At 72.0% G+C, this 24,759-nt stretch carries 20 protein-coding genes; 13 read left to right on the forward strand and 7 right to left on the reverse strand.

The annotated features are described in order from the left end of the window. Nucleotides 1-303 precede the first annotated feature (303 nt). The 4 genes from ACSRUE_RS20640 to ACSRUE_RS20655 all read right to left on the reverse strand — a co-directional run bounded on the left by ACSRUE_RS20640 (nt 304) and on the right by ACSRUE_RS20655 (nt 4,154). Complete coding sequence (locus tag ACSRUE_RS20640; protein ID WP_441292472.1) at nt 304-1,854, reverse strand: hypothetical protein; 1,551 nt, start codon at nt 1,852-1,854, stop codon at nt 304-306. Between the two features lie 135 nt (nt 1,855-1,989). Then, nucleotides 1,990-3,063: an ABC transporter substrate-binding protein gene (locus tag ACSRUE_RS20645; RefSeq protein ID WP_441292473.1), complete on the reverse strand. Its 1,074-nt coding sequence runs from the start codon at nt 3,061-3,063 to the stop codon at nt 1,990-1,992. Then, on the reverse strand, nt 3,063-3,845 hold the full coding sequence (locus ACSRUE_RS20650; RefSeq protein ID WP_441292474.1) for an ABC transporter permease: 783 nt from the start codon (nt 3,843-3,845) through the stop codon (nt 3,063-3,065). The genes ACSRUE_RS20645 and ACSRUE_RS20650 overlap by 1 nt, the downstream gene beginning before the upstream one ends. A gap of 177 nt (nt 3,846-4,022) precedes the next feature. After that, complete coding sequence (locus tag ACSRUE_RS20655) at nt 4,023-4,154, reverse strand: hypothetical protein (RefSeq protein WP_269454198.1); 132 nt, start codon at nt 4,152-4,154, stop codon at nt 4,023-4,025. Between the two features lie 417 nt (nt 4,155-4,571). Between ACSRUE_RS20655 and ACSRUE_RS20660 the strand changes: the two genes are divergently transcribed. The 6 genes from ACSRUE_RS20660 (at nt 4,572) to ACSRUE_RS20685 (ending at nt 10,641) form a co-directional block, all read left to right on the forward strand. Continuing rightward, nucleotides 4,572-5,213, forward strand: coding sequence for an HAD family hydrolase (locus ACSRUE_RS20660; protein ID WP_437765908.1), 642 nt, complete (start codon nt 4,572-4,574; stop codon nt 5,211-5,213). Nucleotides 5,214-5,379: 166 nt separating this feature from the next. Next, nucleotides 5,380-6,348, forward strand: coding sequence for a hypothetical protein (locus ACSRUE_RS20665; RefSeq protein WP_441292475.1), 969 nt, complete (start codon nt 5,380-5,382; stop codon nt 6,346-6,348). A 198-nt stretch (nt 6,349-6,546) separates the two neighbouring features. Then, a complete protein-coding gene (locus tag ACSRUE_RS20670; protein WP_437542422.1) occupies nt 6,547-7,134 on the forward strand; it encodes an RNA polymerase sigma factor in 588 nt (195 codons plus the stop codon). Next, nucleotides 7,131-7,895: a hypothetical protein gene (locus ACSRUE_RS20675; protein WP_441292476.1), complete on the forward strand. Its 765-nt coding sequence runs from the start codon at nt 7,131-7,133 to the stop codon at nt 7,893-7,895. The genes ACSRUE_RS20670 and ACSRUE_RS20675 overlap by 4 nt, the downstream gene beginning before the upstream one ends. A 130-nt stretch (nt 7,896-8,025) precedes the next feature. Continuing rightward, nucleotides 8,026-9,174 (forward strand): glycosyl hydrolase family 8, encoded by a 1,149-nt coding sequence (locus ACSRUE_RS20680; protein WP_441292477.1) that lies wholly within the window; start codon nt 8,026-8,028, stop codon nt 9,172-9,174. Between the two features lie 309 nt (nt 9,175-9,483). After that, a complete protein-coding gene (locus ACSRUE_RS20685; protein ID WP_441292478.1) occupies nt 9,484-10,641 on the forward strand; it encodes a purple acid phosphatase family protein in 1,158 nt (385 codons plus the stop codon). Between the two features lie 39 nt (nt 10,642-10,680). Here the strand turns inward: ACSRUE_RS20685 and plsY are convergent, their stop codons facing one another. Beyond that, nucleotides 10,681-11,352, reverse strand: coding sequence for a glycerol-3-phosphate 1-O-acyltransferase PlsY (gene plsY / locus ACSRUE_RS20690; RefSeq protein ID WP_441292479.1), 672 nt, complete (start codon nt 11,350-11,352; stop codon nt 10,681-10,683). 114 nt (nt 11,353-11,466) lie between these two features. On the opposite strand from plsY, the gene ACSRUE_RS20695 reads away from it, so the two are divergent. The 6 genes from ACSRUE_RS20695 to pgm all read left to right on the forward strand — a co-directional run bounded on the left by ACSRUE_RS20695 (nt 11,467) and on the right by pgm (nt 19,962). Beyond that, nucleotides 11,467-12,744, forward strand: a complete 1,278-nt coding sequence (locus tag ACSRUE_RS20695; RefSeq protein ID WP_441292480.1) for a patatin-like phospholipase family protein — start codon at nt 11,467-11,469, stop codon at nt 12,742-12,744. A gap of 143 nt (nt 12,745-12,887) precedes the next feature. Further along, a complete protein-coding gene (locus tag ACSRUE_RS20700) occupies nt 12,888-14,894 on the forward strand; it encodes an SUMF1/EgtB/PvdO family nonheme iron enzyme (RefSeq protein ID WP_441292481.1) in 2,007 nt (668 codons plus the stop codon). Between the two features lie 282 nt (nt 14,895-15,176). Further along, entirely contained in the window at nt 15,177-15,842 is a 666-nt protein-coding gene (locus tag ACSRUE_RS20705) for an STAS domain-containing protein (RefSeq protein ID WP_441292482.1), read from the forward strand. 50 nt (nt 15,843-15,892) lie between these two features. Continuing rightward, nucleotides 15,893-17,107 (forward strand): oxygenase MpaB family protein, encoded by a 1,215-nt coding sequence (locus ACSRUE_RS20710; protein WP_441292483.1) that lies wholly within the window; start codon nt 15,893-15,895, stop codon nt 17,105-17,107. Nucleotides 17,108-17,229: 122 nt separating this feature from the next. Then, nucleotides 17,230-18,132 (forward strand): hypothetical protein, encoded by a 903-nt coding sequence (locus tag ACSRUE_RS20715; RefSeq protein WP_441292484.1) that lies wholly within the window; start codon nt 17,230-17,232, stop codon nt 18,130-18,132. Between the two features lie 183 nt (nt 18,133-18,315). After that, entirely contained in the window at nt 18,316-19,962 is a 1,647-nt protein-coding gene (gene pgm / locus ACSRUE_RS20720; protein ID WP_441292485.1) for a phosphoglucomutase (alpha-D-glucose-1,6-bisphosphate-dependent), read from the forward strand. A 104-nt stretch (nt 19,963-20,066) separates the two neighbouring features. Here pgm and ACSRUE_RS20725 read toward each other — a convergent pair whose 3' ends face one another. Continuing rightward, on the reverse strand, nt 20,067-22,421 hold the full coding sequence (locus ACSRUE_RS20725; RefSeq protein WP_441292486.1) for a DNA polymerase II: 2,355 nt from the start codon (nt 22,419-22,421) through the stop codon (nt 20,067-20,069). 498 nt (nt 22,422-22,919) lie between these two features. Between ACSRUE_RS20725 and ACSRUE_RS20730 the strand changes: the two genes are divergently transcribed. Continuing rightward, nucleotides 22,920-23,555, forward strand: coding sequence for a DUF4142 domain-containing protein (locus ACSRUE_RS20730; RefSeq protein ID WP_441292487.1), 636 nt, complete (start codon nt 22,920-22,922; stop codon nt 23,553-23,555). Between the two features lie 33 nt (nt 23,556-23,588). Here ACSRUE_RS20730 and ACSRUE_RS20735 read toward each other — a convergent pair whose 3' ends face one another. Beyond that, a complete protein-coding gene (locus tag ACSRUE_RS20735; RefSeq protein ID WP_441292488.1) occupies nt 23,589-24,758 on the reverse strand; it encodes a zinc-dependent alcohol dehydrogenase in 1,170 nt (389 codons plus the stop codon). Nucleotide 24,759 lies beyond the last annotated feature (1 nt).

Raw genomic sequence — 24,759 nt, forward strand, 5'->3', positions numbered from 1 at the left:
TCCGCGTGGTTGCGTGCTTGCGCCCTGGCTGCACAGCGCGGTCACGTCAGTCCACGTCGGTTCACGTCGGTTCACGTTGGTTCACTTCAGTTCACGTCAGTCCACGTCGGTTCACTTCAGTCCACGTCAGTCCATGCCAGTCCATGCCAGTCCACGCCAGTCCACGCTCGTTGCGCAGTGCACGTGGCGACGAATGTGTGCAACGGGCGGAGAACGTGTCCTGGTGGCGTGTTGGTGAATGCTGCCGAGTGTTCGCGAAGGCATCCTCCGGCGCGCGGCGGTCCCCGCGGTCGAGGCGTCGCGCTAGGGCTGCGTCGGCCAGGCGACGCGCGTCGGCACGAGTCGGGGCTCGACGGTCCCGTCGCCCAGCTCGCCGTTCCTGTTGTCACCCCAGCAGAGCATCTCGCCCGTGCGCTTCAGCGCGCAGCTGTGGTCATCGCCGAGGGCCAGCTCGACCACGTCGGTCAGCCCGATCGACTCCGGAACGAGCGCCGGATCCTGCGTGCCGTTGCCGAGCTGCCCCTTCGCGTTGTCGCCCCACAGGAACACCTCGCCGCCCGCCAGCACCGCGCCGGAGTGCCTCGCGCCGAGCGAGATCCGGGTCACGTCCACGAGGTTCGGGATCTTCCGGGGATTCGCCTCGGGGGTCACGACGCCAGTCCCGAGGCGGAACTGCTCTCCCTTGCCCCAGCAGGAGGCCACGCCGCGCGCCGGCGCGGCGCACGTGTGCAAGGCGCCCGCGGCCGTGAGCGCGACGCTGGTGAGGCCCGCGACGGGCTGCGGGGTGTTCTGCTGGTTGAAGTTGCCGAGGCCGAGCTGGCCGCTCTCGTTGTAGCCCCAGCAGTTCATCGTGCGCTCGCCCAGCCGCTCTATCATGCCCGCGCAGGTGTGCGAGAGGCCGGCGCTCACCGAGTCCACGCCGTCCAGCATCACGGTGGGCTCGACCCGATCGACCTCGTCGCCGTAGCCCAGCTGGCCGGAGCTGCCCTCGCCCCAGCAATAGAGCTCGTGCGACGCCGTCACCGCGCAGGTGTGGGTCCCGCCGACGGCGACCTGGGTCGCGCCCGCGAGCTCCCTGGCGCGCACGGGGGAAGGGGAGTTCGTCGCCTCGCCGTCGCCGAGCTGTCCGCTGTTGCCCGCGCCCCAGCACCAGACCGAGCCGTCGGTCAGCACCGCGCAGGTGTGCGCGCGCCCCGACGAGATGCTCGCCGCGACCCTGGTGGCGCCGCTGAGGCCCATGACCGGCCTCGGGACCCGTCGATCCTGCTGCAGCGTCCCGTCGCCGAGGTTGCCCCAGGTGTTCCTGCCCCAGCACCAGACCGAGCCGTCGCTGAGCACCGCGCACGTGTAATCCGTGCCGGCCGCGATGTGCGTGGGCGCGAGGCAGGCGCCCCGCACGCACTGGCCGCCGCAGGGCTTGTCGCACCTGCCGCAGTGCGCGGTGCTCGTGAGGAGGTCCTCCTCGCAGGCGTTCTCGGGGTCCTTGTCGCAGTTGCCGCGGTTCTCCTCGCACGCCGGCGACTGGCAGACCCCGTCCTGGCAGGTCGGCTCGCCGCCGAAGGTCGGGCAGGCGACGTCGCACGCGCCGCAGTGCTGCGCGTCCGTCATCGGGTCGACGCATGCGTCGCCGCAGACCATCCCGCCTCCAGGGCACCCGCCGCCGCTCCCGCCGCTCCCGCCGCTGCCGCCGCCGGTGCTCGAGCTCGTCGACGCGTCGGGCGGGCGCGCCGTGAACTCGTCGCCGCACGCGGCAAAGGCGATGGCGACGGCGGCGGCGGCAGGCACGTACGCCGCCGCGAGGGGCAGCGAGGCGAACGGGAGCCGGCTGGCCCGAGGTCGATGCGTGGAAGCCATGGAGGGCGTTCTTCCCTTGCGTTGAGGCGCGGCTGCGCCATCAGGCGCGGCGGCCTGCGACATTCTAGACGAAGTCGCGCGCCGAGAGCTCTCGCCGCACGCCGCGCCTGTCGCGCCGCGCGCCCGTCGCGCCGATCAGCGCGCCGCGACGAGCACCTCGTCGATCGGCGGCGCCTTCTCGAGCACGCCGAGGTCCACGAGCTGCTTCGCGAGCGTCTCCCAGCGCTCGCTGGTCATGACGCCGAGGCCCTTCTCCTTGGTCTCGGTGGTCTCGATGAGCGGCCGCTGCGCCTCGGCCGCGGCGACGAAGGTCTCCGCGTCCATCGAGGTGTTGAGCTTGGCCATGATCTCGTTGGACCGCGCCGGATCCTGGAGGTATGTGCGCCAGCCCTCGCGCGTCGCGCGGACGAACGCGCGGACGCGCTCCGGGTTCTCCTTCCAGAGGGCTGCGCGCGTGATCACGACCACGACGTACGGGTTGAACCCCTCGCTGGCCACCAGGAACGCGGCGGGATCGCTCCCCTTGCGCTTGGCCGCGATCGGCTCGGCGGTGATGAAGCACTGCTGGGAGAAGTCCTTGTCGGCGACGAAGCGGGCGACGCCGCCGTCGTACGGCACGACCTTCACCTTGTCGAACCCGTACTTCTTCTTGAGGTACGCGGCGTAAGGCAGCCCCGGCTCGATCGCGAGCGTGCCCGATTTGAGGATGTCGGCGATGCTCTTCGCGCCGCGGCTCTCGTGGGTCATGATGGCCTGCGGCGAGGTCTGGAACACGGCGAAGAGGGGGAGCACGTCCGCGCCGCGGGCGCGGGCGGTGAGCACCTCGTCGGCGCCGGAGATGCCGAAATCCACCTGCCCGCCGGCCACCATCTGGACGACCGGCACGCCGGCGCCGCCGCCGAGGATCTCGACATCGAGCCCCTCCTTGGCGAACGCGCCCGACTCGCGCGCGGCGTAGAACCCGCCGAACTCGGGCTCCGGGACCCAGTTGAGGGCGAGCTTCACCTTCGCGGCCGGCGCGTTGGGGGCGGGCGCGGCCGGCGCGCTCTGCGAAGGCGCGGCCGGCGCGCTCCCTTGCGGGGACGCGGACGAGGCGCGCCCGTCGCCTTCCGGCGCCTGCGAGCGCGAGCAGGCGGGGGCGAGGAGGGGGACGGCGGCGAGGGAGGCGAGGCGTCGCAGGAACAACCGGCGGCTGTCGGGGAAGTGCATCAGCGATTGATCTCCGAAGGATGCCAGCGCCGCAAGAGCCGCCTGCCGGCGAGGTCGACGGCGCCGAACAGCGCGAGGCCGAGCCCGGAGGCGAGCAGCACGGCGGCGAAGAGCAGATCCGTGCGCAGCTGGCGGTAGGCGGAGAGGACCAGGATGCCCAGGCCGGCGGCGTCCTCCGAGAAGCCGGCGACGAACTCGCCGACGATCGCGCCGATGACGGCGAGGCCCGCCGCGATCCGGAGCCCCGTCACGAGGTGGGGGAGCGCCGAGGGCAGCTCGAGCTTGCGGAGCGTGGCGAAGCGGCCGGCGCCGTAGAGCCGGAAGAGATCCCGCAGCGCGGGCTCGACGGAGCGCAGGCCCGCGAGCGTGTTCGCGATGACTGGGAACACGGAGACGATGAACGCCGAGACCGCGACCGCGCGCAGGCCGGGGCCGCACCAGAGCACGAGCAGCGGGGCGATGGCGACGATCGGGACGGTCTGCAGGAAGACGGTATAGGGATAGAGCGCCCTCTCGAGCGGGCGCGACGAGGCGAGCGCGACGGCGGCGAGCACGCCGACCGCGGCGCTGAGGAAGAAGCCCGCGAGCGCGGCCTTCGCCGTCGTGACGGCGCCGGCGAGCAGGGTGGCGGCGTTCATCGCGCCCGCCCGCGCCACGTCCGAAGGGGGCGGCAGGAGGTAGGCAGGGACGCTGAGCGCCCGGGCGAGCGCCTCCCAGAGCGCCAGCAGGATCACGAGCGCGGCGAGCGGCGGCGCGACGGCATGGAGCGGGGTGGGTCGCACGGCTCGGCCCTCTCTAGCGCGAGGCCGCCGCGCCAGGAAGATGCTGCGGTGGAAGAAATCAGGCTCGTCCGTGGCCCGGCGCCGAGCGACGCGCGTGCCGAGCCACGGGAGAGGTGAGTGGGGAGCTTCGTCGAAGCGGGGTGTGAGCCGCGCCGAGCGCGTCCCCGCTCGGTCCGGCTACTTGCCCTTCTTCGCGGGCGCGGCCGGAGCAGGCGACGCCTTGGCGGTCGCGGCTGCCTTCTTCTGGTTCTTCTCCGCCGTGTCCTGCTTCTTCTGTCGCTCTTTGGCCTTCGGAGATTTGTCACCCATGGGAGCACCGCCTCGGTGGATGTGTTTGTATTATCCGCCTTGACCGAGGCTAGCACCATCTCCGGCGGCGCAGTCACGAACTTTGTCTTTCGCGAGCGCTTATGTCTCGGCTTCTCCACGTCTCGTCTGGTCTCGTCTCGCTTCGTCTCGCCTCGTCTCGCCGCCCTGTCGGTTTGTCTCTGGGCTGCCTCTCCCAACAACGGCAGGCAGGGCGCAGGGAAACCGTCGATGTGTTGGCTCGGGCCCTTGCTGGTTCCGGCGGATGCGTGGCCACTGCGGGCGTCCGAGACGTGAATCGCGCCGGCCTGGCGCTCGCGTGCGCGCGTCCTTCCGATCGGGGAGGGGCCGGGGCGTGGCGCCCCCGCTGCCGCCGGGCTCGCTTGCCGGCATCGAGGGGCGGCGCTACGAAGGCGCCGCGTGTTCAAGGCCATCCTCTGGGACAACGATGGAGTCCTCGTCGACACCGAGGGCCTTTACTTCCAGGCGACGCGCGAGACGATTGCGTCGGTCGGCGTCGATCTCACCCTCGACGACTATCGCCAGCTGTTCCTCGTCGAGGCGCGCGGCGCCTGGCACCTCGCCAGCGCTCGCGGGGTCGACGAGGCGGGCGTGCGGCGGCTGGCCGACGAGCGGGATCGCCGCTACCTCGAGCTCGTCGCGGGCGGAGACACGCTGTTGCCGGGCGCGCGAGAGGTCGTCGCGGAGCTCGCCGCGCGCTTTCGCATGGCGATCGTCACGAGCAGCAAGCCCGAGCCGTTCCACCGGGCGCACGCGGCGACGGGCCTCCTGCGGTGGTTCGAGTTCGCGCTCACGCGGGATCAGTACGCGCGCGCCAAGCCGGATCCCGAGCCGTACCGGATCGGCTGCGAGCGGCTGGGGCTCGCGGCGCGCGATGTCCTCGTGATCGAGGACTCCGAGCGCGGGCTCCGGTCGGCCAAGGCCGCGGGCCTGACGTGCTGGGTCGTCCCGTCGCCGCTCACGGCGCCGTCGGACTTCACCGGCGCGGACGCGGAGCTCGGATCGCTGCGCGAGGTGCTCGCTCGCCTCCGAGGAGCGTGAGCGCGACCTCACGTTCGCGCGATGAGGTAGCTCACAACGCCCATGTGTGCGCGCCGCCGCCGCGCCGCGTCGCCCCGTCCCTCCCCCTGGATTTTTGCACGCTGCACATCTGCTGGGTGCATGACCATCTGGCGGTTCACGAACGGTTCGTGGCACCTTCGGGCCCGTGGCTTCCGGTGACGGCATCTCGCTCATCGAGCTCGTCGTCCTCGGCTGGTCCTCGGCCACCGCGGCGCCGGCGCCGATCCCCATTCGCATCGACTTCGATGCCCCGGCGGACTGCTCGACCGCCGACCAGTTCTACGAGGGCCTCCGTGCCCGGTCGGACCGCGTGCGCCTCGCGGCGGACGGAGAGGACGGCTGGGGTGTCCGCGTCCGGCTGAGCCGCGGCGGGGCTGGGGTCCACGGCGAGCTGCGCGTCGTTCACGCAGGCGGCGAGACCGACACGCGGATCGTCGATGCCACATCGTGCGACGTCGTGGTCCAGGCGCTCTCGCTCACCGCGGCGCTCTCGCTCGACGAGGTGGTCGAGGTGACCGCGCCCCTCGCTCCCCCTGCGCCGCCGCCGCCCGCTGTCCCCCCTGCGCCGCCGCCCGCCCCGCGAGAGGCGCCTTCGCTCAAGTTCGCGCTCGGCGCGCACGTGGTGGTGACCCAGGTCATCGCACCTCATGCGAGCCTGGGCGCAGCCTTCGGCGCCCGGGTGACCCCGCACATCGAGGGCCCGTTGAGCCCTTCGTTCGGCCTCTCGCTGATGTACGCGCGGAACGACCTGCTGTCGGGCGGCGACAGCGTCCTCATCCAGTGGGCGGCCGCGGCCCTCTCCGCGTGCCCGGTGCGCTGGCAGCTCGGTCCTATCGTCAGCGCAGAGCCGTGCGTCGTCGCCGCCGGCGGCTGGCTCGCGGCGGCGGGACGAGGTATCTCGAACCCGGAGTCCGTCGTGCGATCGTGGTGGAGCGCGGGAGGCTTCGCGCGCGCCGCTGCGCTCCTCGGCGGGGGCACCGCCCTCGAGCTCGAGGCCGGCGTCCTCGTGCCGCTCGTTCACCGGCGGTTCACCATGGGGTGGTCGGCAGAAACCGTCGGCGAGACTCCGGTGATGTCGCCGCTCGTTGGCGTTGGAATCGTGCACAACTTCTAAGCCAGGATTCTGTGATCACTCCGACTCGCGCTGGGAATTATGACCCATGGACGGCATCCGGAAGCTGGGCCGCAGGCACGTCGCTCCCCCCGACCCGAGGACAATGTTCCGCTCTGGCTGTCTCCCATTGCTTCCCGGTAGAGTCCGTTCTCCACTGGTCTCATGTCTCGCCTCGCGGTGAGTATGGTTGCCGACGTCATGACATCGCCTGCTTTGCCTGACAGCGAGCCGGCGAGCGTGGCTCCATCGGCGGCCAACGTGAAGCAGCGGGACGCGCGCCTGCGACGGATGGTGGACGCTCATCTTGACTTCATCGGGCGGGTGCTCCGCAACGCGGGGACCCCTGCTGCCGAGATCGACGACGCGGTGCAGCGCACCTTCATCGCCGCCGCGCAGCGGCTGGACGACGTCCGGCCGGGCGCAGAGAAGAGCTTTCTTCTCCAGACCGCGCTTCACGTAGCCGCCCACGCGCGCCGCAGCGCCGCGCGCCGGCGGGAGTTCCCCGCGGCCGAGCCGCCGGAGGTTGTGGACGCTGCGACACCCGAGCAGCTCACCAGCCAGAAACACGCGCGCCAGATGCTCGATCAGGTCCTCGACCAGATGGAGTCCGATCTGCGGACCGTGTTCGTGCTGTACGAGTTCGAGGAGATGAGCATGGTGGAGATCGCCGGCGTGCTGGGGATCCCGCAGGGCACCGTGGCCTCTCGGCTGCGAAGGGCCAGGGCCGATTTTCGTGAGCGCGTCCGCGCGCTGGAGCTCGTTTCGACGAGCGAGGTGAGACGATGATGGAACCACGTCGCCTACTGGAGGAGAGCGACAACCCGCTCGAACGCGCGCTGCTGAGCGCAGGCGCGTCGTATCCCACGTCACCGGAGACGCGCGCGAAGACGCTGGCCGCGCTGGGGCTCGCCGGCGCCGCCGCCCTGTCGGCCAGCGTGGCGGCGCCTGCGGCGCTCTCCGCGGCAGGGGTGTCCGCTACGTCCTCGTCGCTCGCCATGAAGCTCGGCTGGACCAAGATCCTCGTCGCGCTCTCGACGATGGGTATGCTCGCCGGCATCCCGGCGGGCTACCTCGCCTGGCGCGGGCAAGACGCGCCGGACGTCGCCGCGGCGCACCTCTTCGGCCCCGCGCTCGCCGACCCGGTCGCACAGACGGCGGCGCAGGCGCCTGCCTCGGCGCCAGCGCCGGTGGAGGCGCTCGCGGAGGAGACGATGGCTCCGGCGCCTGCGGCTGGCAGCAGCGTTGCGGCCACGAAGCTCGATCCGAAGCCGTCCGGTATGCGCGCCCTGGAGGCGGAGCTCGGCGCGCTGGACGCGGCGCGCACGATGCTCGCGAGCGGGAACGCGCGAGGCGCGCTCGCGCTCCTGGACGCCTACTCCAGGGCGCATCCGCGCGGGCGGCTGAGCCTCGAGGCCGAGGTCCTGCGGATCGACGCGCTCGCGAAGAGCGGCCGCTCCGACGCTGCCTCGCAGCGCGCCGCGGCATTTCTTCGCCGGCATCCGAACAGCGTGCTTGCTTCCCGGGTACGGCGCTATGTAAACAACTAAACCCTGGGTCATGCGTTGCCCTGCCCTCCTCCGTTCGTTCCGCGCAGCTTCCGGCGTCGCCGGTGCCTGGATGGCGGTGTGTGTGCTGCCTGGGTGTGTGACCACGGTGGATTCTCTCGGCTACGACCGGATGAGCAGCGATGAGCTCGGCCCGCTGACGGGCCCCTCCGAGTACCCCAACGCGTTCCGCGACGTGCTCGGCAAGACGGACGAGGAGATCGCGGCCAAGATCGAGGACAGCTTCAATCAGCTCTTCTACGGCGATCGCAACAACGAGACCGTCTACTACCCGGTGCCCGGCACCGAACAGGCCTACATCTGGGACGACTACCACAATAACGTGCGCTCCGAGGGCATCGGCCTCGGGATGATCATCACGGTCGAGCTCGACAAGCGAGACGAGTTCGACCGGATCTGGAGATACGCCAAGTCCACACTCCGGTTCAAGTCCGGTCCCAGCGAGGGGTATCTCATGTCGTGGTGCGACACCCCGCTCGGCACGGTGGCGTGCATCGATCCTTTCGGCCTCCAGCAGATCGCGATGGCGCTGTTCTTCGCCCACGGCCGCTGGGGGAGCGACACCGGGACCATCGACTATGGGCTGGACGCGATCAACCTGCTCGAGGTGATGCGCCACAAGGAGGCCCTGAACGGGGGGGTCACCTCGGGGGTGACCAACCTGTTCGATTCGACGACGAAGCTCGTCTACGACTACCCGCACGTCTCGGTGGTGGACGTCACCCGTCCTTCCATCGAGATGCCCGCCTATTACGAGCTCTGGGCGCAGGCCATGCGCGACCCCTTCTGGTCCGAGGCTGCCGCCAGCGCGCGCACCCACTGGCAGGAGGCCGCGCACCCGAGCACCGGGCTCATCCCTGTGCGCACCCACTTCGACGGCACGCCGGTGCTCAACTGGGACTACTTCGGCTCCGAGGCCTACCGCACGCAGCTGAGCCTCGCGCTCGACCACGTCTGGTTCGGCGTTGACCCGTGGCAGGTGGAGGAGGCGGACCGGCTGCTCGGGTTCTTCTCGAAGCTGGGCATCGACAAGTACGGCGCGGTCTTCAAGATCAACGGCGCGGTGCTCAGCGCCACGCCGGAGTCGGCGCTCATCTTCATGAACGGGGTCACCGGGCTGATCGCGACGAACGACGATCGCGCCGCCTACATCGAGGCGGTGTGGACGACGCCGCCGGCGACCGGGGAGACCCGCTACTTCTCGCGGTTGCTCCACATGCTCTCGCTGTTGACGCTGAGCGGGCAGTATCGCGTGTACTGATCCGGCGCGCGGGCATCTCCTCCCGCGCAGGCCGCGCGGCGCTCGCTCGAGCGCCGGAAGAGCGTCGCCCTCGCCGACCGGCCGCAGCCGCGGGTAGAGCGCGACCGAGCTCGTGATGTGATCTCGCTTACGTCAAGCGAAAACGGGCACCATGGAAGGGAGCCGCTCCGATGGCGGGCGACGGCATGGGCGCCGGCGGGAGATCCAGGGGAGCGCGCTCGAGCCTGGCTTCTCGATGGCCCCTGAGGGTTCTGCCGGAAGGGGATGGTGATGCCATCGGAGACCGGCGTTGGTTACAATGAGCGCCAGATGAAGCCTCTCCGCGCAGCTCGTCCTCTCGTGATCTCCACGAAGTCCCTTGTTGCCCTCGTCCTCTCCGCGTCGCCGGCCGTCGCGCTCGGCGCGGGCTGCGGCGTGGCGGACAGCGTGCCGAGCCCGAGCGCCGGCGCGTACGAGGGGACAGACCATGAGCCGACCGGCACGGGCGCCGCGAGCAGCAGCGCCGCGAGCAGCGGCGCCGGGCCGAGCGGCGGGGGCGCCGCGGGCCCCGGAGCGAGCTCGGGCGCGGGGCGCGCCGAGGTCATCGGGACCGTCGTCTCTCGCCATGATGTCGTCAGGATCATCGCCCTCGGCGACACCGGCGAGGGAAACCTCGCGCAGAACCAGGTCGCCGATCGGATGAGCGAGAAGTGCGTCGAGGTCGGGGGCTGTCATGCCGTGATGATGAACGGCGACAATTTCTACGACCACGGCGTGGTCGACACGAGCGATGCGCAGTGGGGTCCCAAGTTCGAGCAGCCCTACGACAGGCCCGGCCTGAACGGCCTCCCGTTCTATGCGGTGCTGGGGAACCACGATCACGGCCCCAGCAGCAGCGGCGCACGGCAAGCGCAGATCGACTACTCTCAGCTGCCCGTGGGCGACGGGCCCGGCATGCGGCTGACCGGCAAGTGGCACATGCCCGCCTCATATTACGACGTTCGCGTCGGCGACGTCCATCTCTTCGGGATCGATACCGTCGACTTCACCTCCGATGACCAGGCGCGCGACATGAGCGCCCGGGTCGCCGCCTCGGACGCCACGTGGAAGATCGTCTTCGGTCATCACCCCCGCTTCACGTCCGGAGCTCACGCCTCGGACAACCCGTCGCTCGGGGCGAGCGGGATGTTCGCCATGCAGCAGGCCATCTACTGCGGGGCCGACATGTACATGGCCGGCCACGACCACAACCTCGAGTTCATCGACAAGGGGCGAGACGAGAGCTGCCCGAGCACCTATTTCGCCATCAGCGGCGCCGGCTCGAAGACCCGCGCGGTGTCCCCCTCGGTCCCGACCGAGCGGGGGCAGCTCTTCTTCACCGACAAGACCGAGGGCTTCGCCTATCTGCGGTTCGAGGGGAGGAACCTCCTGTTCGAGTTCATCGACAAGCAAGGCGTGGTGATCTTCACGACGACCATGGCCAAGTGAGCGGGCGCCGCGCCCGGCGGCCGAGCGTCGCCCCGGCCGTCAGCGGCGCTCGTCGTCGCGCGGCGCGCCGTCGCGCTCGTCGTCGCGCTCGTCATCGCGCTCGTCATCGCGTTGGTTCCCGAACGAGATCGTGTTCTCGGTGCCCGCGAGCATCCGCCGGATGTTCGGGATGTGCTTCAGCCAGACGAGCGCGGCGAGGAGCAGCGAGAGGCAGAGGGCCGGGGCGGCCCGCTCGCCGAGCAGCCAGAGGAAGAGGGGCAGGGCGAGGGCGCCGGCGAGGGAGCCCGCCGAGACCATGCGGGTCGCCCGCACGACGACCGCGAAGACGGCCAGCGTGGCGAGCGTGGATCGCGGCGCCAGCACGAGCAGGACGCCGCAGGACGTCGCGACGCCCTTGCCGCCCCGCATCCCGAGGAAGACCGTGTAGTCGTGGCCCAGCACCGCGGTGAGGCCGCCCGCCGCGGCGACCCACCCGCCCGGCGCGACGGAGAGCCACGACGCGAGGGGCCCGGCGACGAGCGCGCCCTTCGCCACATCCGCGGCCAGGACGGCCAGGCCAGGCCCCCAGCCGAAGGCGCGCAAGACGTTCGTCGCGCCGATGTTCCCGGAGCCGACCTCGCGGAGGTCGACCCCTTTGACGAACCGGGCGAAGAGGTAGCCTGTCGGGATCGCTCCGAGGAGGTAGGCAAGGGCCAGGTAGAGTGCCGTCATTGGCCGTCATCGGGCGCCTCCATGCCCGCGCTCACGGCGGGTGTAGCACGCGCGCCGCGTCGAGCGCGCGCCAAAGGCCCCATGTCCCGGTGGCGATCATGGTATTCTGCGAGGATGGCTGACCTGGCGCCCGTCTCGACCCGGAGTGGCCGCGCCCCCAAGATCGCGCTCGTCCTGGCCGGCGGCGCCGCCCGCGGCGCTTACGAGGTCGGCGTGGCGCAGCACATCCTCGAGGACGTCTCTCGCGATCTCGGCCGCGAGGCGCCGCTCGATATCCTGTGCGGCACCTCGGTCGGCGCCATCAACGTCTGTGGGCTCGCCGCGTTCGCGGACGAGGCGCGGAGCCGCGCGCGGCGGCTCGCCGCGGTGTGGACGCGCCTGCGCATCGACGACCTCGTGCGCCTCGACGTGCGCGGCGTGCTCGCGGTCGGGCACGACCTGCTCCGCGGGGGCGCCGCGGGCACGCCGTCGAGCGGCGGCCGCGCCGCGCTCCTCGACACGTCGGGCCTCGAGCGGCAGATCGCGGAGGCCGTGCCCTTCGAGCGGATCGACGGCCACCTCGAGAGGGGGCTCCTGTCGGCGCTGACCGTGTCGACGACGCTGGTCAAGAGCGGCCGCACGGTCGTCTTCGTCCACCGCCGCGAGCCCGGCCTGCCGCCCTGGAGCCACGACCCGACGATCTCCCCCCGCGCCACCGCGATCCGCGCGCAGCACGCGCTCGCCTCGTCCGCGCTCCCCATCCTGTTCCGCCCGGTGAACATCGACGGCGAGCTCTACTGCGATGGCGGGCTGCGCCAGAACGTCCCGCTGTCGCCCGCGCGGCGCCTCGGGGCCGACGGCGTGATCGTGGTCAATCCACGGTACATCGAGCCCGCGTCGAGCGCGGCCGAGGGCGACGCGCCGGGCCTCCCCGGGCCCCTCTTCCTGCTCGGCAAGACGCTGAACGCGCTGATGCTCGACCGGATCGACAACGACCTGGCGCGCCTCGAGAGCATCAACGGGATCCTGGAGGCGGGGCGGCGGCGCTACGGCGAGGGCTTCATCGGCGAGCTCAACGACGAGCTCGGGCTGCCGCCGGGGCGCGCGCTCCGGCCGATGCGGTCGCTGCTCATCCGCGCGTCCAAGGACATCGGCAGCCTGGCGGCGGAGTTCGTGCGCTCCTCGGCGTTCCGCGCGCGCACCACGAGCGTGCTCGGCCGCGTGATGCGGCGCCTCGCCGAGGGAGACGAGCAGCGCGAGGCCGACTTCCTGTCCTACCTGCTGTTCGACGGGGAGTTCGCCGGGGCGCTCATCGAGATAGGCCGCGCGGACGCGCGCGCGCGGCACGAGGAGCTGTGCGCGTTCTTCGAGCGGGCGCTGAGGCCGGGCGGGTTCGAGGAGCGGGCGGGGTGAGGGGGCCTGGAGACACAGGCACGCTCTGGATCCGTCCGGATCCTCTCGGGCGCTGAGGCTCCAGCCGACGTCGGGGCGCTCGGCGCCTACCTCGGCGCGAGCGCCGCGCGGCCGCGGCGCCCGGTGTAGACTCGCGCCGCGAGATGGCACCTTCGGATCCCTTCGGCTGGGTGGGCGCGACGATCGGCGGCAAGTACCGGCTCGACGCCGTGGTCGGCGAGGGCGGGTTCGGCGTCGTCTACCGCGGCCAGCACCTCGGGTTCGACGAGCCGGTCGCGGTCAAGTGCCTGAAGCTGCTCGGATCGCTGGCCCCGGCGGAGCGCGCGTCCTTCCAGCGGATGCTCCTCGACGAGGGGCGGCTCCTCCACCGCCTCTCCCGGGCGAGCGCCGGCATCGTGCAGGCCCTCGACACCGGCGCCGCGGTTTCTCCGTCGGGCGAGTGGACGCCTTATCTCGTGCTCGAGTGGCTCCACGGCGTGCCGCTCGACCGCGAGATCGCCGAGCGGCGCGCCCGCGGCGAGGCGGCGCGCCCGCTCGCCGAGGCGGTCGCCCTGCTCGCGCCCGCGGCGTACGCGCTCGAGATCGCGCACGCGCAGGGCGTCGCCCACCGCGACGTCAAGCCGGCCAACCTGTTCCTCGCCGAGATCGGCGGCCGGCGCACGCTGAAGGTCCTCGACTTCGGCATCGCCAAGGTGCTCGGCGAGCTCTCGAGCATGACGCAGGCGATGGCCGAGACAGGGAGCGCGCTCCGGGCCTTCACCGTCCATTACGGCGCGCCGGAGCAGTTTCACCACCGCTTCGGCGCGACCGGGCCGTGGACCGACGTCTTCGCGCTCGCCCTGGTGCTCATCGAGGTCGCCTCGGGCAGCCGCGCCCTCCTCGGCAGCGACGTCACGCAGCTGTACATCGCCGCGACCGATCCGGCGTTCCGCCCGAGCCTGGGCGGCGCGGGCGTGAGCGCGCCCGACGCCGTCGAGGCGGTGGTGCGCCGCGCGCTCGCGATCGACCCGCGAGAGCGCTACCGCACGGCGGGCGAGCTCTGGGGAGCGCTCGAGGCCGCGATGGCGGCGGCCGCGCCCGCCGGCGCGGGCGCGCCGCCCACGTCCGCCGGCGCGCCGCCCACGTCCGCCGGCGCGCCGCCCACGCCATCCCTCACGACGATCCGCGGCCTGGCGACGAGCGCGCCGCCGCAGGCTGCCCCGCAACCGGCGCCGCCCCCTCCCGCGCCCCAGGCCGCCAGGGCCGCCCCGCGGCGGCGCCTGTTGCCCGCGCTCGTCTCGGCGGCCGCGCTGGCCGCGGCGGGCGCAGGGGCCGTCGCGTTCGCCCGCCGCCGCGCCCCGGACGACACGCGGCCGGCGCACGCGCTCGGCGGCCTGACCGCGCCCCGGATGAAGGCGCCGCCCCCGCCCGACATGGTCCGGCTGCCGGCGGGCCGCTTCACGATGGGCAGCGCGAAGGGCGGCAAATCCGAGCGCCCGCCCCACGAGGTGACGCTGACCCGCGCGTTCGACGTCGATCGCACCGAGGTGACGGTCGCCGCCTACCAGCGCTGCGTCGAGGCGGGCCGGTGCACGCCGAGCGGCCTGCACGGCCCCCGCGCGACCGACGCCGACGTCGAGCAGCGCGGCGCGCTCTGCACCGCGGCGGATCCCGCGAAGTCGCAACACCCGATCTCGTGCGTCGACCAGGCGCAGGCGGCCGCGTACTGCGCCTTCGCCGGCAAGCGGCTCCCGACCGAGGCCGAGTGGGAATACGCCGCGCGCGGCGCCGACGGCCGCGAGTATCCATGGGGCAACGAGCCGCCAGGGTGCGCGCACGCGGTCGTGTCTCGGCCTCCCGGGCAGGGCTGCGGCGGGCGCGGCCGTGGCACCCAGGAGGTCGGCTCGGCCAAGGCCGGAGCGAGCCCGTCGGGCGCGCTCGACATGGCGGGCAATGTCTGGGAGTGGGTGGCCGACGGCTGGGACCCGGGCGTGTATGCCAGAGGCGCCCAGACGGATCCCCAGGTGCCGGCGACCGCCAGCAGGGGCGTGCTCCGGGGGGGATCGTGGGACTTCTCCGCGAGCACGGCAAAAGCGACGTTCCGGCTGGCGTACGATCGTGAGGCAGGCGACGTCTCGACCGGGTTTCGGTGCGCTCGCTCGGTCGATTGAGCATGAGGTCGCCGGAGCGGGCGGCAGGGAAGCGCGGGTCAGCCGGCCAGGCTCATTTCAGCCGCGCCCGGGATAGGCTATCTATCCCATCTTGGTCGAACGTCGGTCCGCACGCCGATCGCGAGGTAGGATGTCGGGATACGTAGAGCCGCGCGATCGGGCGCACGAGACCAGGTCACCGCGCGCACGTCCTCCCATGCGGGCCGGCGAGATCGGCCTCGCGCAGGAGCCTGGTGACTCCGCTTCCTCACCGGTCAACCCCTGCTGCGCCCACAGGAGCCCATGCAAGAATCCGAGAAGCTGATCTCCATCGAGGAAGGCCGGATGCAACGCGTCATCGATGCGGTCGCGCTCGCGTCCACGGGAGAGGTCGAGCTCGCGCTGAAGCAGCTGGCGGCGGTCGAACACGACGCTTTCGGGGTGATCGAGGAGGCGCTGCGCGTCTTTCTCTCCGAGCTCTCCGCGACCACGCAGCAGAAGAGCCAGGCGCTCGCCGCGCTCGCCGCCTCGAAGCGCGAGCTCGAGCATCAGCTGGACACCATCCAGCGCCAGGAGTGCGCGATCCGGGAGCTCTCGGTGCCGATCATCGACATATGGCACGGCATCCTCACGCTCCCGCTCGTCGGGCTGTTCGACTCGGTGCGCGCCGTCGAGGTGACCGAGCGGCTCCTCGTGCGCGTGGCGGAAGACAGCGACGTCGAGTGGGTGATCCTCGATCTGACCGGCGTCACGCTCATCGACTCCATGACCGCCCAGCACCTCATCAAGCTGGCTCAGGCGGTGCAGCTCCTCGGCGCGCGCTGCGTCCTCACCGGCCTGGGCGGTCATGTCGCGGAGACGCTCGTCACGCTCGGCGTCGCGTTCGACGAGCTGAACCCGATGCGCAGCCTGCGGGAGGGGCTCAGGTTCTGCCTTGCGCAGCGGGGGCGCACGATCTCACCGCGGTGATCCGCGGAGCTCCGTTTCGTGCGGCGTCGCCTTTGCGGAGCGCGGCCGGTGTGGCAAGGGATATTCTGGTGCAGCCCATGGAGAACGCGACGATCCCCGCTCGCTTCCAGGACACCGCAGACGCCCGCCGTCGCTTCGGCGACCAGCTCGATCGCCTGGGGCCCTTCCTGCTCCGCGTCGATCCGGTCGCCGACGCCGTCGTGGACGCGTTCGCGTCGATGCCGCCGGGCCAGGGCTTCCGCCTCCTGGAGGCTGCCCTCGCGCGCGGCATCGACGACGACCGCGCGGCGAAAGAGGCCCCGGCCGAGCTGCGGGCGCTCTTCGCGTCGGTCGATCGCGTGCCCCTCTGGGTGGACTGGGAGGCGGTGAACCGCGGCGGGGCGGCGTTCCTGCGCACCGGCGTCCTCGGCGGGATCCTGCTCGCGATGCAGTCGCTCATCCTCGGGTACGCGTCGCCCGGCGGGAACAAGCCGCTGGTCTTCTCGGGGAGGCTCCGCGAGCAGGCCGAGCGCCGCCTCGCCGAGACGAGCCGGTTCGTCTACGCCGTGAGCCAGGCGAACGGAATGCGCCGCTCCGGCGAGGGCTTCGCGATCACCGTCAAGGTGCGCGTCATGCACGCGCAGGTGCGGCGCCTCATCCGCGCGAGCGGCCGGTGGCAGGCGGCCCTCTGGGGCGAGCCGATCAACCAGCACGACATGGTGGCGACGGCGCTTCTCTTCTCGGTCGCTGTCATCGACGGCCTCGACAAGCTCGCCTACCGCTTCGCGCCCGCCCAGAGGGAGGATCTCGTCCACCTCTGGCGCTACGTGGCCCACGTCATCGGCGTCGAGCCGGAGCTCATCCCCGGGTCCTACGCCGAGGCGCGACGGCTGGCCGAGATGATCTTCGCGACGCAGGGCGCGCCGGACCACGACTCGCGCATGCTCGTGGACGCGCTGCTCACCCGCAGGGTGCGCAGCGCGCGAACCGACGGCGAGCGCCGGAGCGCCGAGCGGTTCATGGCCATCTCCTGCGGCCTCTCCCGGGCCGTGCTGGGCGATGAGCTCGCCGAGCAGCTCGGCGTGCCCCGGCAGCGCTCGTCCCTCGTCGTGCCGCTGCTCCGCGCGGTCGCCGCCGCGTCGAGCCGCGCGCACGCGCTGCCGCCCCTGCAGGGTCTCGCGCTCGACCTCGGCGACCTCCGCTGGCGGCGCGTCATCTCGATGGGCCTCGGCGGCCGCCCGGCCGACTTCGCGCCCCCGGAGCGCCTCGCCGGCAGCGGCACCTGAGCGGTCGCGCCGCTCGCGGGGCGAGGGGGCCGCGGCGCCGGATGTCCAGGGCGACGGCGTGCGAGCGGGCGCGGCAGTCGGGGTTGAACCGCCCTCCGGTTCTGCGGTACGAGACCTCCCGCATGGAGATCATCCCTTACGGCGGTTGGAAGCGCGCCGCGCGCCTCGTCTGCGGTGACACGGAGCTCGTCGTCACGCTCGACATCGGCCCGCGCATCATCCGGTACGGCGTCATCGGCGGTCCGAACGAGTTCTCCGAGATCCCCGAGGACATGGGCGCGACAGGCGGGACCCAGTACAGGTTCTACGGCGGCCACCGGCTCTGGATCGGCCCCGAGGACGAGCAGCGGACGTTGCAGCCCGACAACGATCCCGTGCAGCACCGGGAGGAGAACGGCGCGCTCGTGCTCCGGACCGCGCCGGACAGGTACGGAATGCAGAAGGAGGTCCGCATCGCGGCGGACGCCGCGGCGGGCAGGTTCGTCATCGATCATGCGATCGAGAACCACAGCGCCTATGCGGTCGAGTTCGCCCCGTGGTCGCTCTCCGTGATGGCGGCCGGCGGCGAGTGCCTGTTCCCGCAGGCGCCGTTCGTCCCGCACCCCGATCGCGTCTTGCCGGCGCGGCCGCTCGTGCTGTGGTCGTACTCCGACATGGCCGAGCCCCGGTGGACCTGGGGCAAGCGCGTGATCCGCCTGCGGCAGGTCGCGGGCAAGGGGCCGCAGAAGGTGGGTGCGCTCGTGACCCAGGGCTACGCGGCGTACGCGAACCGCGGGAACGTGTTCCTGAAGCGGTTCCCGTTCATCGAGGGCGCCACGTACCCGGACATGGGGTGCAACTTCGAGACGTTCACGAACGCGGACATGCTCGAGATCGAGTCGCTCGGCCCGCTGCAGCGCGTTGCGCCCGGCGCCCGCGCGGAGCACCGGGAGGCGTGGTATCTCCTCAAGGGCGTTCAGCCGCCCGCCGAGGACGGCGCGTGCGCGGACTGGCTCGAGGCGGCGGCGAAGGACAGGCCGCTGTGAACCGCTGATCCTGAGCGCGTGAGGGGCGGGCCCTCCTCGCCGCCGCCACGGCCTCCCGCGAGGGCGGCGAGGCGAGCGGCGCTCAGGCCTCCACCTTGCCGGCCCAGCCGCGCCCCTGCGCGGCGCCCGGGGCGCCCCGTGGAAGGGTTGGCTCGTCCCGCGCGCTCGACTATGCGGAGGCTCATGCCGCTCCACCCCCTCGCGGGCCGCAAGGCCCCTCCCGACGTGCTGATCGATCCCGACACGCTGCGCGCGCAGTACTACAGCGAGCGCCCCGACATGGGCGATCCGCAGCAGCGCGTCGCCTTCGGCACCTCCGGCCACCGCGGCTCGGCCGCGCGGCGCAGCTTCAACGAGGCGCACGTCCTCGCGGTCGCGCAGGCCATCTGCGACTACCGCGCGAAGGAGGGCACGACGGGCTCGCTCTACCTCGGCATGGACACGCACGCGCTCTCGGAGCCGGCGCAGCGCAGCGTCATCGAGGTCTTCGCCGCCAACGGCGTCGACGTCCTCATCGCCGAGCGGAACGGCGTCACGCCGACGCCGGCCATCTCGCACGCGATCCTCACCGCCAACCGCGGGCGCACCTCGGGGCTCGCGGACGGCGTGGTGATCACGCCGTCGCACAACCCGCCCGACGACGGCGGCATCAAGTACAACCCGCCGAACGGCGGGCCGGCCGACACCGCCGTCACCGGCTGGATCGAGGCGCGCGCCAACGAGCTGCTCCGCGCCGACAACGCGGGCGTGAAGCGCACGCCCTACGAGGCCGCGCTGCGCGCGCCGACGACCCACCCGTACGATTTCATCGGCCCCTACGTCGCCGATCTCGGCAACGTCGTCGATCTCGAGGCCGTCCGCGGCGCGAAGCTGCGCATCGGCGTCGACCCGCTCGGCGGCTCGAACATCGCGTACTGGGCGCCGATCGCCGAGAAATTCGGGCTGGACATCACGGTGGTGAACCAGGCCGTCGACCCCACCTTCAGCTTCATGCCCCTCGATCACGACGGCAAGATCCGCATGGACTGCTCGTCGCCGCACGCGATGGCGAACCTCATCGCGCTCAAGGACGACTACGATCTCGCCTTCGGCAACGACGCCGACTCGGATCGCCACGGCATCGTCACGCGCAGCGCCGGGCTGATGAACCCGAACCATTACCTCGCCGTGGCGGTGTCCTACCTGTTCCGGAACCGCCCGCTCTGGCGGCCCGACGCGGCCGTGGGCAAGACGCTCGTCTCGAGCAGCATGATCGATCGGGTGGCGAAGGACCTCGGCCGCCCGCTCCGCGAGGTGCCGGTCGGCTTCAAGTGGTTCGTCGACGGGCTGCTCGACGGCTCGCTCGGCTTCGGCGGCGAGGAGAGCGCGGGCGCCTCGTTCCTGCGGAAGAACGGGCAGGTGTGGTCGACGGACAAGGACGGTATCCTCCTCGACCTGCTCGCCGCCGAGATCCTCGCCCGCACCGGGCGCGACCCGGCCGAGCATTACCGCGACCTCACCGCGCGGTTCGGCGCGCCGATCTACACGCGCATCGACGCGCCGGCCACGCCGAGCCAGAAGAGCGTGCTCAAGAAGCTCTCCCCCGACGCGGTGCGCGCCGAGACCCTCGCGGGCGAGCCGATCACCGCGAAGCTCACGCGCGCTCCCGGCAACGGCGGCGAGATCGGCGGGCTCAAGGTCGTCGCGGAGAACGGCTGGTTCGCCGCGCGGCCCTCGGGCACCGAGGACGTCTACAAGATCTACGCGGAGAGCTTCAAGGACCAGGCGCACCTCGATCGCGTGCTCGACGAGGCGCGCGCGATGGTCACCGACGCGCTGTCGGCGAAGTGAGCTCCCCGGGCGCGCGCGCGGACTCTTGATCTCCCGGCGCTCCTCCGGGGACTCCGCCACGCGCCCGCCCGCCCCCGGGTTCGCCTCGCGCGACGAGCGCCGGGTCAGAACAGCGACAGCTGCCGCCGCGCGCCCGTCATCTCATCGAAATCGGCCCCGCCCAGCCACCGAAGCACCGAGTCCGCGATCGGCTTGAGCTGCTGCGACACGTAATGATCGTAGTCCGGCGGCGCCGTCGTCTGGCCCGCCGGCTCCGGGCCAGCGCGCGTGATCACATAGGCCACGATCCGCCCCGCGTCCCCGCCCAGCTTGCGGGCCGCCTTCACGTGCGGCGGCGTCGTCTTCGTGTAAGCCCCGAGCGGCTTCCTCAGCGCCTTCTTGTACACGAGCTCCGCGTCGAACCGCCCCGCGCGGAGCTCCGTCACGAAGCTCCGCACGAAGCCCTCGACCGGGCGATCGTGGAAGACCAGATCGAGCAGCTCCCGCTGGAAGCGCCGCGCGACCGCGCTCGCGTCCCGCCGGACGGCCTCGAGCCCGACGATCTCGAGCTTGTCGCCGCCCTCCCCGGCGACGAGGCCCGCATAGCGCTTCTTGCTGCCCTGCGCGGCGCCGCGCAGCTCGGGCAGGAGGAAGCGCGCATAGACCTTCTCGAACTCGAGCTCCAGCCGGCTCTCGCAGCCGAACGTCCTCGCGATCTCGGCGGCGACCGACCCGGAGATGGCGTCGCGGAGCTCCTCGGCCCGGGCGACGGCGCGCGCCGCGTCCGGCTCGCCGATGTCGACGAAGAGAGAGTCGGTGTCTCCGTAAAGCACCCGGTGCCCGGCCCTCCGCACCGCCTCGGCCGTGAGCCTGATGACGTGCTGCCCGGCGCGCGTGATGGCGTTCGCGACCTCCGGGGAGAACAGGCGCGACGCGGGAGAGCCGAGCACGCCGAAGAGCGAGTTCATGAGGATCTTGATGGCCATCGCGCCCCGCTCGTCGCCCGCCCGCCGCGCCTCCGCCCGCTCGTCCCAGAGGCGCGCGACGAGCTCGGGCAAGATGCCCGGCTCGCCGCGCCGGAAGGCCGCGCCGCCCGGCGTCACGATGAGCGCCTCGGGCGGCCCGGCGCCCCCGGCGACGAACGTCAGCGGGTCGATGTTGAAGGTGCGAATGAGGCTCGGATAGAGGCTCTTGTAATCGTACACCACGATGTTGCGGTAGAGCCCCGGCAGCGAGTCGAGCACCAGGCCGCCGGCGATCTCCGCCCCTGCCTCCGGCCCGTCCCTCGATACCGAGGGCGCGACCTTGCCGCGGGCGCGGAGCGCGGGCAGGTAGAGCGAGTCGATCGCGGCGATCTGCGCCCCCACGCGATCGAGCTGCATGCCGGTGAGCAGGCTCCTCCGCGCCGAGAGCTCGATGAGCCCCGTCTTCTCCAGCAGATCCCGGACGAGGCGCGCGTCCTCGAGGTTGTACTCCGCGAGCCGCGCCGGGTCGTCGCGGTACGACGCCTCGATCTGCTCGCCCCGGTCGTCTGGCCCGAACAGCTTGCCGCGCCCGAGGATCGTCCGCGCGGCGGTCTCCAGGCGGTAGTCGTCGAGCCGCAGGAAGGCGCCGCGGAGGAGCGCGAGGCCGTCGAGCACCACCCGCCCCGGCAGGACGGCGCGCGCCTCGCGCGAGAAGCCCGGATCGCGCAGGATCGCGATCTCGTCATCGCCCCTCCCGAGCGCGCACAGGAGCCCGGCGCGCCGGCAATAACGCTGGAGCGCGGGCAGATCGAAATCCGGGATGTTCCAGCCGGTGAGGACGTCGGGGTCCGCCTGCGCGACGAGCTCGAGGAAGCGCTCGAGGAGCGTCCGCTCGTCAGGGAAGCGCTCGACGAAGGCGGGGAGCCCGCCGGGCGCCGGCTCGTCGCGGACGAGGAGGCAGCGCTCGCCGCCCGCGCCCGCCACCGCGCCCGCCCCCGCGAGGCTGATCGCATAGAGGTGCTCGCCGTCGAGGCTCGTCTCGATATCGAGCGAGAGCACGCGGAGGCGGGGGACGAAGCTCGCGGGGGCGAGCGTGGGATTGCGGTACACGCGCCCGACGCCCGGGTGGACCTCGAAAGGCCCGGAGACCGCGAATGCCCCGCGGATGCCGCGATCGATGAGAAAGCGGTAGGGAAAGCGCACGTCCGCCTCGAGGGCGTCGGCGCCGGCCTCGGCCAGCCTGTCGCGCAGCGCCGCGACGTCCCGCGGGAGCGCGGCCTCGACGCGCAGGACCGGCTCTCCGTCGAGCGTCTCGAGCGCCTCCGGGGAGACGCGGCGGTCCGCGAGCCGCCGCGCGACGTCCTCGTCGCGGGCGCGCACGAAGAAGTAGGGCCTGAACCTGTCCTCGACGACGAGCGCCGGCGCGCCGTCCTCCATCACCGCGTGGAGATGGATCTCCGGGCGCCCGGCGACGACCCGGGTCATGGGCGTGAGGATGAAGCCGCGGTCAGGCATGGGCGAGTTCGCGGAGGCCCCCGGGCGAGCTCTTCGCCAGCGCGCGAGGCGGCCCGGGGGCCGCACCACGCTGCACTTGACCACCGGGACCGGCGCCCCGCAAGCCCCTCTCGCCCCGGGCGAAGGGGATTTCCGGAGGAGCGCGATTGCCGAGGGAGCGGGGCCTCCGCCGGAGAGGGCGCCTTTCGAGCCTTTCGAGCCTTTCGAGGAGGCGAGCGCCTTTGTCGGGTTGCACGCTCGATTCAACAGGGATGGTGAGCCCTCTTGGCTTGACGTGGAATCCCGAGACGCGGCGCGGGCGACTCCCCGGGTGTGCGGCGATCGCCCCGCGAGCGCGCACGCGCGCAGCGCCATGAGCAGGGCAGTCCCTCGGTCTACGTCGAGAGTTACGTCGAGAGCGGGTCCGCCGCTTGCTTGACGTTCGAGACGTCGTGAGCCGCGGGCATCCACGGATCGGCCGGTGGAGCGCGCCGCGGAAATCCAGGAAGGGAATCCACCATGATGCGCCATCATTTCAAGCATCGCGTCGCCGTGATCGCCGCGCTCGCCGCGAGCGTCATCGGCAGCTCCGCGCACGCGGGTGGGCGTGGAGGTTACGTCCATCAGGACGCGCAGATCTCCCAGCTGCAGCAGCGGCTGGAGGAGGCGAGCCCGCGGTCCGAGGAGACACAGATATCGGACGGCGCCCTCGCGAAGGTGATCTCCGCCGCCAACGAGGTGGAGATCTCTCTTGCGATGCTCGCCCGCAAACAGGCGCGGTCGCGCGAGGTGAAGGATTTCGCCAGGGAGATGCTCGAGGCCCACACCCAGGGGAACATCCGCCTGAGCGCGCTCCTCCGGCGTCTCCGGATCAAGGCGGAGCCGACGCGGGCGAGCGCGATGATCGCCGGGCACTCGTCCATCATCGCGGCGTACCTCCAGAAGCAGCCGGCCGAGAAATTCGACGCGACGTACGTGGCCATCCAGGTGAGGATGCACGCCCATGCCCTGCGGATGCTGGACGAGCAGGCCATCCCGAGGGTGAAGAACCGGGAGCTGAAGCAGGAGCTCCAGCGCATTCGCGATGAGGCGGCGAGCCACCTGAAACGGGCGCAGGCCATCCAGGCGACGCTGGCGAAGGGACAGGAGCGCTAGCTCTCGCGGTCGGGGGCGGCGGCCTCGCCAGGGTCAGGGGGCGAACACCGCGCGCACGCACGCCTCCGCGCGCGCCTCGAAGAGGCGGTATCCGCGCGGCCCGTCGTCGAGGCACATCCGGTGCGTCAGGAGGTACGACGGATCGATGTCGCCGCGCTGGATGTGATCGAGCAGCCGCGGGATGTACCGCTGTCCGTGCTGCTGGCCGGTCCTGACGATGAGCGCCTTGTTCATGAGCGCGCCGAGCGGGATCTTGTCGGCGAACCCGGAATAGACGCCCACGATGGACACCGTGCCGCCCTTGCGGCAGGCCAGCATCGCCTCGCGCAGCACGAGCGGGCGGTCGCTCTGCATCCGGAGCGCCTGCTTCACCCGATCGACCGCGTGCTGCACGCCCGTCCCGTCGGCTTCCATGCCCACCGCGTCGATGCAGGCGTCGGGGCCGCGCCCGCCCGTCATCTCGCGGAGCGCCTCCTGGACGTCGACCTCGGCGTAGTCGAGGGCGTCGGCGCCCCCGTGCGCCTTCGCCATCGCCAGGCGGTCCGCGATCCGGTCGATCGCGATGACGCGCTCGGCGCCGAGGAGATAGGCGCTCTTGATCGCCATCTGACCGACGCCCCCGCACCCCCAGACGGCGACGATCTGGCCCGGGCGGATGTCACAGAGCTCGGCCGCCATGTAGCCCGTCGAGAGCGCGTCGGAGGCGAACAGGGCGCTCTCGTCCCGCACCCCGTCGGGGACCTTGAACGCGCCGTGATCCGCGAACGGCACGCGCACGTACTCGGCGTGGCTCCCCGCGAAGCCCCCGAAAGCATGCGAGTAGCCGAAGATCGCGGCCGTCGTGTCCCCGAACACCCTGTCCGCCACCACGTGATGAGGATTCGAGTTCTCGCAGAGCGACCACAGCTCGCGCTGGCAATACGCGCACCGCCCGCACCCGATGATGGACGAGACGACGACGCGATCGCCCCGCTGCACCCGCTTCACCTCCGCGCCGGTCTCCACGACCTCGCCGAGGAACTCGTGCCCGAGGATGTCGCCCTGCTTCATCGCCGGGATGTACCCGTGGAGCAGGTGCAGATCCGAGCCGCAGACCGACGACAGCGAGACGCGGACGATGGCGTCGTGCGGGCTGATGAGCTTCGGCTCGGGCACCGACGCCACGACGATGTCATCCACCCCATTCCAGCAGATCGCGCGCATG

Source organism: Sorangium sp. KYC3313 (assembly GCF_052075895.1).
Taxonomy (GTDB): domain Bacteria; phylum Myxococcota_A; class Polyangia; order Polyangiales; family Polyangiaceae; genus Sorangium; species Sorangium cellulosum_B.

Bases quoted from the DNA above. Each gene is read 5' to 3' on its own strand.
- ACSRUE_RS20705 (WP_441292482.1), top strand. From the start codon at position 15,177: ATGCAAGAATCCGAGAAGCTGATCTCCATCGAGGAAGGCCGGATGCAA.
- plsY (WP_441292479.1), bottom strand. From the start codon at position 11,352: ATGACGGCACTCTACCTGGCCCTTGCCTACCTCCTCGGAGCGATCCCG.
- pgm (WP_441292485.1), top strand. From the start codon at position 18,316: ATGCCGCTCCACCCCCTCGCGGGCCGCAAGGCCCCTCCCGACGTGCTG.
- ACSRUE_RS20700 (WP_441292481.1), top strand. From the start codon at position 12,888: ATGGCACCTTCGGATCCCTTCGGCTGGGTGGGCGCGACGATCGGCGGC.
- ACSRUE_RS20715 (WP_441292484.1), top strand. From the start codon at position 17,230: ATGGAGATCATCCCTTACGGCGGTTGGAAGCGCGCCGCGCGCCTCGTC.
- ACSRUE_RS20675 (WP_441292476.1), top strand. From the start codon at position 7,131: ATGATGGAACCACGTCGCCTACTGGAGGAGAGCGACAACCCGCTCGAA.
- ACSRUE_RS20645 (WP_441292473.1), bottom strand. From the start codon at position 3,063: ATGCACTTCCCCGACAGCCGCCGGTTGTTCCTGCGACGCCTCGCCTCC.
- ACSRUE_RS20655 (WP_269454198.1), bottom strand. From the start codon at position 4,154: ATGGGTGACAAATCTCCGAAGGCCAAAGAGCGACAGAAGAAGCAGGAC.
- ACSRUE_RS20735 (WP_441292488.1), bottom strand. From the start codon at position 24,758: ATGCGCGCGATCTGCTGGAATGGGGTGGATGACATCGTCGTGGCGTCG.
- ACSRUE_RS20685 (WP_441292478.1), top strand. From the start codon at position 9,484: ATGAAGCCTCTCCGCGCAGCTCGTCCTCTCGTGATCTCCACGAAGTCC.
- ACSRUE_RS20730 (WP_441292487.1), top strand. From the start codon at position 22,920: ATGATGCGCCATCATTTCAAGCATCGCGTCGCCGTGATCGCCGCGCTC.
- ACSRUE_RS20670 (WP_437542422.1), top strand. From the start codon at position 6,547: ATGACATCGCCTGCTTTGCCTGACAGCGAGCCGGCGAGCGTGGCTCCA.
- ACSRUE_RS20640 (WP_441292472.1), bottom strand. From the start codon at position 1,854: ATGGCTTCCACGCATCGACCTCGGGCCAGCCGGCTCCCGTTCGCCTCG.
- ACSRUE_RS20725 (WP_441292486.1), bottom strand. From the start codon at position 22,421: ATGCCTGACCGCGGCTTCATCCTCACGCCCATGACCCGGGTCGTCGCC.
- ACSRUE_RS20695 (WP_441292480.1), top strand. From the start codon at position 11,467: ATGGCTGACCTGGCGCCCGTCTCGACCCGGAGTGGCCGCGCCCCCAAG.
- ACSRUE_RS20680 (WP_441292477.1), top strand. From the start codon at position 8,026: ATGAGCAGCGATGAGCTCGGCCCGCTGACGGGCCCCTCCGAGTACCCC.